This window comes from Actinotignum stranguriae (assembly GCF_051265215.1).
GTDB classification, from domain to species: Bacteria; Actinomycetota; Actinomycetes; order Actinomycetales; family Actinomycetaceae; genus Actinotignum; species Actinotignum schaalii_C.
The window spans coordinates 21,574-29,782 of record NZ_JBOZCJ010000027.1 but is presented as its reverse complement, the minus strand read 5'-3'; the positions used below and the strand labels follow the sequence as shown (position 1 = coordinate 29,782).

The window sequence follows — 8,209 nt, the reverse complement described above, 5'->3', positions numbered from 1 at the left end:
GCGTCGTCGTTCTGAAGAATCGGTGCGCCGCCACTTTCCTCACGTTCGCGAATATCGGCAGCCGAATCGGAAGATGTGTCCGAACGGCGCTTGGCCACCGCCACCCGGGTGGTCGGTGCCGGCCGCGGTTTCGCCGCCAAGGAGGACCTGCGGCTCTTCCACGAACTCGCCGAGGTGCTCGATGCCGCGGAAGGCGCAACCCGCCCGCTGGCCGAAGGGGATGCCTGGCTCCCGCGCGATTCCTACGTGGGGCTCTCGGGCACGGTTATCGCCCCGGATTTGTATATCGCCATCGGTATTTCCGGCCAGCCGCATCACACCGCGGGAGTCACGGATTCCGGAGTCATCGTGGTGATCAATAATGATCCCGAAGCGGAAATGTTCGAATTCTGCGATTACGGAATTGTCGGAGACCTCTACACGGTGCTTCCCGAGCTCATTACCCTCATCCGGAAGCGGGTCGCAGCCCCGGCCCCCGAAAACCAATAGCTAGTTAGTCGCCCCGGTCCTGAAAATAGGTGCCAGCCTCAGCCCCGGATATGGGGGCCAGCCTCGGCTAGCAATCACTCCTCAATCACCACGTAGCCCAATAAGTGGGGGGAGAAACCGGAACGGTTGCTCCCCCCACTGCGTCGTCGTACCCGAAAATAACGGGCGCGTGCTTAGACGAGCGTCATAGCCTGCTGGGCGATGGCCAGCTCCTCATTGGTGGGGACCACGAGCACATGCACCGTGGAATCCTCCGTGGAGATCTCCCGCGCGTTCTTCGAGCGCGTGGCGTTCTTCTCGGCGTCGTACTTGACACCGAAGGGAGCCAGGCGGTCAAGGACTTCCTTGCGGATGATATCGTCATTCTCACCCACACCGGCGGTAAAGGTCAGGGCATCCAGGCCGCCAAGAATCGCGGTGTAGGAGCCGATGTACTTGACGATGCGATGGACGTAAATATCTACCGCTTCCTTCGCGTTCTCATCACCCTTCTCCACCATCGCGTGCACATCGCGCAGATCGGAAGAGCCGGTCAGACCGGCCATACCGGACTGGCGGTTGAAGAGCTTATCTATCTCATCAATGGACATCTTCGCCTGGCGAGCCAGGTGGAAGACGGCAGCCGGATCAATATCGCCGGTGCGCCCACCCATAACGAGGCCCTCCAGCGGAGTCAGGCCCATGGAAGTCTCCACCGCGCGGCCCGAATCCACCGCGGACACCGAGGCACCGTTACCGATATGCAGCACGATCTGCTTGAGATCATCGCGGCCCAGGATCTTCGCTACCTCACCGGAAACATACTGGTGCGAGGTGCCGTGCGCGCCGTAGCGGCGGATCTCATACTTATCGGCAATCTCGCGGTTGAGACCGTAGCGTGCCGCTTCTTCCGGAAGGCTCTGGAAGAACGCGGTATCGAAAACCGCCACGTGCGGGACATTCGGCAGCAGGCGCTGCGCCACCTTGATGCCCTCCAGGGCCGGCGGGTTGTGCAGCGGGCCGAGCGGCTGGAGCTCTTCGATCTTCTGGCGCACCGCATCGGTAATAAGAGCCGGGCCATCGAAGTACTTACCACCCTGGACCACGCGATGCCCGACGGCGCGAATGGAGCCATCATGCAGGGACGGGCCGGCGGCGTCGAAGAACTCGAGCACCTTCTCCATACCGACTTCGTGGTTGGGAATGGGGCCTTCCCATTCGCGCACGTCCTCGCCGTGTTCGTGCTTGACGTGACCGGAGGGCAGACCAATCTGCTCCACGAGGCCCGAGGCGAGTTCCTCACCCGATTCGGGATCCACGACCTTGTACTTGATCGAGGAGGAGCCGGAATTAATTACGAGAACGGACAAAATGATCTCCTTGTGTCTGTGACCGGGTGGAGGCCCACCCCTATAACTTCAGTGTAATGCCGGATACGGGTTGTTCCGGCTCATGCCTGCGGATTCCCGCGAATTGCAGGTTGTTTCCGGTTGGTGCTGGTTATTCCTGCGCCTGGATCGCGGTAATCGCCACGGTATTGACGATATCCTCCACGAGCGCGCCGCGGGAAAGATCATTCACCGGCTTATTCAGGCCCTGGAGCACCGGGCCCACGGCGACCGCGCCCGAAGAACGCTGCACGGCCTTGTAGCCGATATTGCCGGCATTCAAGTTCGGGAAAACGAAAACCGTGGCGCGGCCGGCCACCGGGGAATTCGGCAGCTTCTTCTTCGCGGCCGCAGCATCCACCGAAGCGTCATACTGGAGCGGGCCGTCAATCAGCACGCCCTCGGGTGCCAGGCTCTTCGCGAGCTCCGTGGCTTCGCGCACCGCATCCACATCCGGGCCCTTGCCGGAGGTACCCGAAGAGTAGGAGAGCATGGCCACGCGCGGCTCAATACCGAATTGCTGGGCGGTGCGGGCCGAATCAATAGCGATGCCGGCCAGCTCTTCCGGGGTGGGATTGGTATTGACCGCGCAATCGGCGTACACGTAGACGCGATCATCCATGAGCATGAGGAAGGCACCGGAAACCGTCTTCGTGCCGGGCTTCATCTTGATGGTCTGGAAGGAGGGAACGATGGTATTTGCGGTGGTGTGGTTCGCACCCGAAACCATGCCGTCGGCATCGCCCATGTAGACCATCATGGTGCCGTAGTAGGAAGGATCCTTCATCTTCTCCACGGCCTGCTCGTAGGTCACGCCCTTCTTGGCGCGCAATTCAGCGAATTTCTCCGCGTAGCGGCGCACCCGCTCCGGATCATCAATCGAAATAATTTCCGCACCGGAGACATCCACGCCAAGCTCAGCGGCGCGGGCGAGAACCTCATCCTTATCCCCAACCAGGGTAATATCCGCGATATCGCGGGCCAGAATCTGGGCGGTGGCCAGCAGAATGCGGTCATCTTCGGCCTCCGGCATAACAATGCGCTTCTTTGCCTTGCGGGCCCGGGCCGCCAGGGAAGCCTGGAAGGACAGCGGGGTAATAACCGAGGATTCCTCTTCCATCGCGGCAACGAGGGTGGCCCGATCCTTATCGGTGAAGGAACGCGCCTCGCCATCGGGTAGATAAATAGTAGGAATACCCAGGTCACGCATGGTGGTGGGGACGTTCTCATCAGCGTCAATAACAATGAGGGCGCTCAGGGTGCCGTACCGATCCTTGATTTCCTTCGCGGAAAGCTGGGCAACAACCTCCACCTGCGCGGCGCTGCGCTGAGCCGCTGACACGGCGACGATGCCGGTGGTGCCCAGGTTGGCGATGGTGCGGCCGGTACGCGAAAGCATCCCGGGATTAATGGGATCCCCATCCAGAATGCCGAGAATGAGAACCGCATCGAAATTCTGGGCGTAATCGGTGTAGCGATTCACCAGCTGGGTCATGGCTTCTTCTTCGTCAGCCACGTAGGCCTGCCGGCTCGAACCCCAAGCAATATCGCGATCCTCGCCGCGGCCAACCTGGTCGAGCAGCTGAAGGAAGGCGGAGTCATTTTCGATATTTCCGTTGGTGAACGCCCGGAACACCCCGACGTTCTTGTAAGTAGAGGTGAGTACATCAACGTAGGCGCTGGCCACCGCCTGGGTGCCCGCATTACCTTCTACCGCGGTGAAATATACGCTGTAGGTCACTTTCTTATCCTTCCGGCCCGTGAGGACCCTTGAAAAAATAGGCGTATCCACGCCGGGATATCCCTTCAAATAATCTCACATCTTGCGAGCTGATGTGCATGCCCAGCTCAGGTCCACGCGGGCGGGTGGGCGTCGTCGTTCCTATCCGGTGACGAAGGTCCTAGAACCCTTCCGGGTGCGGGCCGGCTCCCAGTAGGCGCCGGCGCGTTTTAATCACTAGAATGAACAGCGTGAATACCAGCGATAATTCCCCGGTTCTTGTTGTCGATTTTGGTGCGCAGTACGCTCAGCTCATCGCGCGGCGCGTTCGTGAAGCACACGTTTATTCAGAAATTGTTCCGCACACCATGTCCGCCGCGGATATGCTGGCGAAAAAGCCCGCGGCCATTATCCTTTCCGGCGGCCCGGCATCCGTGTACGCGGAAGGTGCGCCCGCAATCGATAAGGACATTTTTGAGGCCGGGGTGCCTATCCTCGGTATCTGCTACGGCTTCCAAGCGATGGCCCAGGCCCTGGGCGGGCGCGTGGGGCGTACCGGCACCCGCGAATACGGGCGCACCGAAGCCCGCACCGCCGGCGATTCCTGCCTCTTCGCCGGCCTGGAAGATAAGCAAATCGTGTGGATGAGCCACGGGGATGCCGTGAGCGAAGCCCCGGAAGGCTTTACCGTCACGGCCGCCACCGATGAAACCCCGGTGGCCGCTTTTGAAGATCGCAAGCGCCGGCTCTTCGGCGTGCAATGGCACCCGGAAGTGCTCCACTCCCAGCGCGGCCAGGCCGCTCTGGAAAACTTCCTCTACGAAGGCTCGGGAATTAGCCCGAACTGGACTCCGTCCTCCATCATTGATGAGCAGGTGGCTCAGATTCGCGAGCGGGTCGGCTCCGCGCAGGTGATCTGCGCGCTCTCGGGCGGGGTGGATTCCTCGGTTGCCGCGGCGCTCGTGCACAAAGCGATTGGTGACCAGCTCACCTGCTTCTTTATTGACCACGGGCTGCTGCGCGCCGGCGAACGCGAGCAGGTAGAACGCGATTACGCGGAAAGCACCGGCATTCGCATCTTCACCATTGATGAATCCCAGCGCTTCCTCTCCGCGCTGGCCGGCGTGCGCGATCCGGAAACAAAGCGCAAGATTATCGGGCGCGAATTTATCCGCTCCTTCGAAAGCGCGCAGCGTCAGCTGGTAGATAAGCTCGGCGGCGGGGAAGATGTGAAATTCCTTGTCCAGGGAACCCTCTACCCGGACGTGGTGGAATCCGGTGGGGGAGAAGGCGCCTCCAATATTAAGAGCCACCATAATGTGGGCGGCCTACCCGAAGATATGAATTTCGAACTCATCGAGCCCCTGCGTAGCCTCTTCAAGGATGAGGTGCGTGCCATCGGGCGCGAACTGGGCGTGCCGGAGAAAATCGTGGCCCGCCAGCCCTTCCCGGGGCCGGGCCTGGCGATCCGCGTGATCGGTGAAGTCACTGAAGATAACCTGCGTATCCTGCGCGAAGCCGATGCCATCGCCCGCGAAGAACTCACCGCGGCCGGGCTGGATGCTGAGATTTGGCAGTGCCCGGTGGTGCTGCTCGCCGAGGTGCATTCCGTGGGCGTGCAGGGTGACCACCGCACTTACGGGCATCCCATCGTGCTGCGCCCGGTTTCCTCCGAAGATGCGATGACGGCCGATTGGGCCCGGGTTCCCTACGATGTGCTCGCCCATATCTCCAACCGCATCACGAACTCCGTGGCGGAAGTTAATCGCGTGGTTCTGGACGTGACCTCCAAGCCGCCGGCAACAATTGAATGGGAGTAACATTCGCAGTTAAAAAGTGATTCCTCACACATGTGAGAGGGGTGGCGACGTGAAGTCGCGTATCGGCGCGCCCGCCGGGGGCGTCGCGGGAATGTGCGCCGCTCATCTCACGTGTCTGGGAATGTTTTTTCACGCAAGCGCGTTAGGATAAATGTAGGCGCGGACAGCGAGTGATATACGCCCGCCGCCCGTGCCGGACAATACAATCGAGAGTCGCTTGTGCCTGACCGATTGATACGGACAACAGGTAAAAGAATCAGGACTTGTTACCTCGGTGCCGTAGCGATTCACGCGAAGGCGTGGATACGGTGCGGACGCAAGCGTGCGGCAATTTCTTACGGAACATCCGTTCCGCTTGCAAATTGCTTTATGCTTGGATAATAACGGGTACTGACACGACACAAGGAGAGTTAGACGCACATGGAGCGCACTGCTACCGATACCCCAACAGAGGAAGCCTGGGCGGGTTTCACGTCCGGCATCTGGAATGAAGCCATTGACGTTCGTGACTTCATCCAGAAGAACTACACCCCCTACGAAGGGGATGCTTCGTTCCTGGCCGGCCCGACGGAGAAGACCACCCGGCTGTGGGAGTCTCTTGAGGAAAATTACCTCTCCGAGGAGCGCCGCCGTCGCGTGTACGACGTCGACACCGACACCCCGGCCGATATTGACGCTTTCCCCGCCGGCTACATTTCCGAAGACGACGACGTCGTCGTCGGCCTGCAGACGGATGTTCCGCTCAAGCGCGCGATGATGCCCAATGGCGGCTGGCGCATGGTGGAAACCGCCATCAAGGAAGCGGGCAAGGAAGTCAACCCGGAGATCAAGAAGATCTTCACCCGCTACCGCAAGACCCACAATGACGCGGTCTTCGATATTTACACCCCGCGTATTCGCGCGGCCCGTTCCTCGCACATTATTACCGGTCTTCCGGATGCTTACGGCCGTGGCCGCATTATTGGTGACTACCGCCGCGTGGCCCTCTACGGTGTGGATAAGCTCATCGAAGAGAAGCAGGCCATGAAGGATTCCGTGGCCGATCAGCCCTTCTCCGAGCACTGGGCTCGTTTCCGTGAGGAACACGCCGAGCAGATCAAGGCTCTGAAGAAGCTCAAGACCCTCGGTGAGATCTACGGCTTCGATATTTCCGGCCCGGCGAAGAATTCGCGCGAAGCCGTGCAGTGGCTGTACTTCGGCTACCTCGCTTCCGTGAAGAGCCAGGACGGCGCGGCCATGTCCATTGGCCGCCTCTCCGCCTTCCTCGATATTTACTTCGAGCGCGATCTGGCCGCCGGAACCATTACGGAAACCGACGCGCAGGAAATGATTGACAACCTCGTCATGAAGCTGCGTATCGTCCGCTTCCTGCGCACCATCGATTACGATCAGATCTTCTCCGGTGATCCTTACTGGGCCACCTGGTCGGATGCCGGCTTCGGTGATGACGGGCGTACCCTCGTCACCAAGACCTCCTTCCGCCTGCTCCAGACCCTGCGTAACCTGGGTCCGGCTCCGGAACCGAATATCACCATTTTCTGGGATCCGGCGCTTCCGGAAGGCTACAAGGAATTCTGCGCGGCCATTTCCATCGAAACCTCGTCCATCCAGTACGAATCTGACGAACAGATTCGTAACCAGTGGGGCGACGACGCCGCCATCGCGTGCTGCGTCTCCCCGATGCGGGTGGGCAAGCAGATGCAATTCTTCGGGGCTCGTGTGAACTCCGCTAAGGCCCTGCTCTACGCCATCAACGGCGGCCGCGATGAGATGACCGGCAAGCAGGTGACCGAACCGGGTCTGTTCACCCCGCTCGAAGGCGATGGCCCGCTCGACTTCGACGAAGTCTGGCAGAAGTACGAAGAGATGCTTGACTGGGTAGTTGGCACCTACGTTGAAGCTCTCAATATCATCCACTACTGCCATGACCGCTACGCTTACGAAGCGGTGGAGATGGCTCTCCACGATTCGGAGATCATCCGTACCATGGGTTGCGGTATTGCCGGCCTGTCCATCGTGGCGGACTCGCTTTCCGCGATCAAGTACGCGAAGGTCTACCCGGTTCGCGATGAGACCGGCCTCGTTGTCGATTACAAGACGGAAGGCACCTTCCCGATCTACGGTAATGATGATGACCGCGCTGATGACATCGCGGCAACCGTGGTTCACACCATCATGTCGAAGATCAAGGCGATCCCGATGTACCGCGACGCCATCCCGACCCAGTCGGTGCTGACCATTACCTCCAACGTGGTGTACGGCAAGGCCACGGGTTCCTTCCCGTCCGGCCACAAGGCCGGCACCCCGTTCTCCCCGGGCGCGAACCCGGAGAACGGCATGGATACCCACGGTATGGTGGCGTCCATGATGTCCGTTGGTAAGCTGGATTACAAGGATGCCCTCGATGGTATTTCCTTGACGAATACCATTACGCCGGCTGGCCTCGGCCGCAATAAGGAAGAGCAGGTCAAGAACCTGGTCGGAATTATGGACGCCGGCTTCATGGCTGAAGAAGACTAAAACTCTAAGATTCAACCCCCAACAAAGAAAAGAAGGTAAAAAATGGCTAAGACCTACGAAGAGCGTCTCGAGTCGATGAAGGCTGCTCGCGAAGATAACGGTGGGGTGCAGGGTCTGTACCACGCCAATATCAACGTGCTGGATCGCTCCACCCTCGAGGACGCGATTGATCACCCCGAGAAGTACCCGAACCTGACCGTTCGCGTTTCCGGCTACGCCGTGAACTTCGTGAAGCTGACCCGCGAACAGCAGCTCGACGTTCTGTCGCGTACCTTCCATCACTCGGCATAACC

At 60.0% G+C, this 8,209-nt stretch carries 4 protein-coding genes and 1 pseudogene; 3 read left to right on the top strand and 2 right to left on the bottom strand.

Features of this window, described 5'->3' with window-relative positions; all coding sequences use genetic code 11:
• Positions 1-75 precede the first annotated feature (75 nt).
• Positions 76-489: an electron transfer flavoprotein subunit alpha/FixB family protein gene (locus tag ACRQEG_RS08540; RefSeq protein WP_435732733.1), complete on the top strand. Its 414-nt coding sequence runs from the start codon at positions 76-78 to the stop codon at positions 487-489.
• Positions 490-662: 173 nt separating this feature from the next.
• On the opposite strand, the gene ACRQEG_RS08535 is transcribed toward ACRQEG_RS08540, so the two are convergent.
• Positions 663-1,838 (bottom strand): acetate/propionate family kinase, encoded by a 1,176-nt coding sequence (locus ACRQEG_RS08535; RefSeq protein ID WP_026428236.1) that lies wholly within the window; start codon positions 1,836-1,838, stop codon positions 663-665.
• Positions 1,839-1,968: 130 nt separating this feature from the next.
• The gene (gene pta, locus ACRQEG_RS08530; RefSeq protein WP_180948664.1) at positions 1,969-3,597 is read right to left on the bottom strand and encodes a phosphate acetyltransferase; all 1,629 of its coding nucleotides are present in this window, start codon (positions 3,595-3,597) and stop codon (positions 1,969-1,971) included.
• A 221-nt stretch (positions 3,598-3,818) separates the two neighbouring features.
• On the opposite strand from pta, the gene guaA reads away from it, so the two are divergent.
• Positions 3,819-5,396: a glutamine-hydrolyzing GMP synthase gene (guaA, locus tag ACRQEG_RS08525; RefSeq protein ID WP_087070578.1), complete on the top strand. Its 1,578-nt coding sequence runs from the start codon at positions 3,819-3,821 to the stop codon at positions 5,394-5,396.
• Between the two features lie 420 nt (positions 5,397-5,816).
• Positions 5,817-8,207, top strand: a pseudogene (gene pflB, locus ACRQEG_RS08520) (formate C-acetyltransferase).
• Positions 8,208-8,209: the final 2 nt, after the last annotated feature.

What these genes read in the sequence shown, in the direction of transcription:
- guaA (WP_087070578.1), top strand. Translation starts at nt 3,819, where the DNA reads ATGAACAGCGTGAATACCAGCGATAATTCCCCGGTTCTTGTTGTCGAT.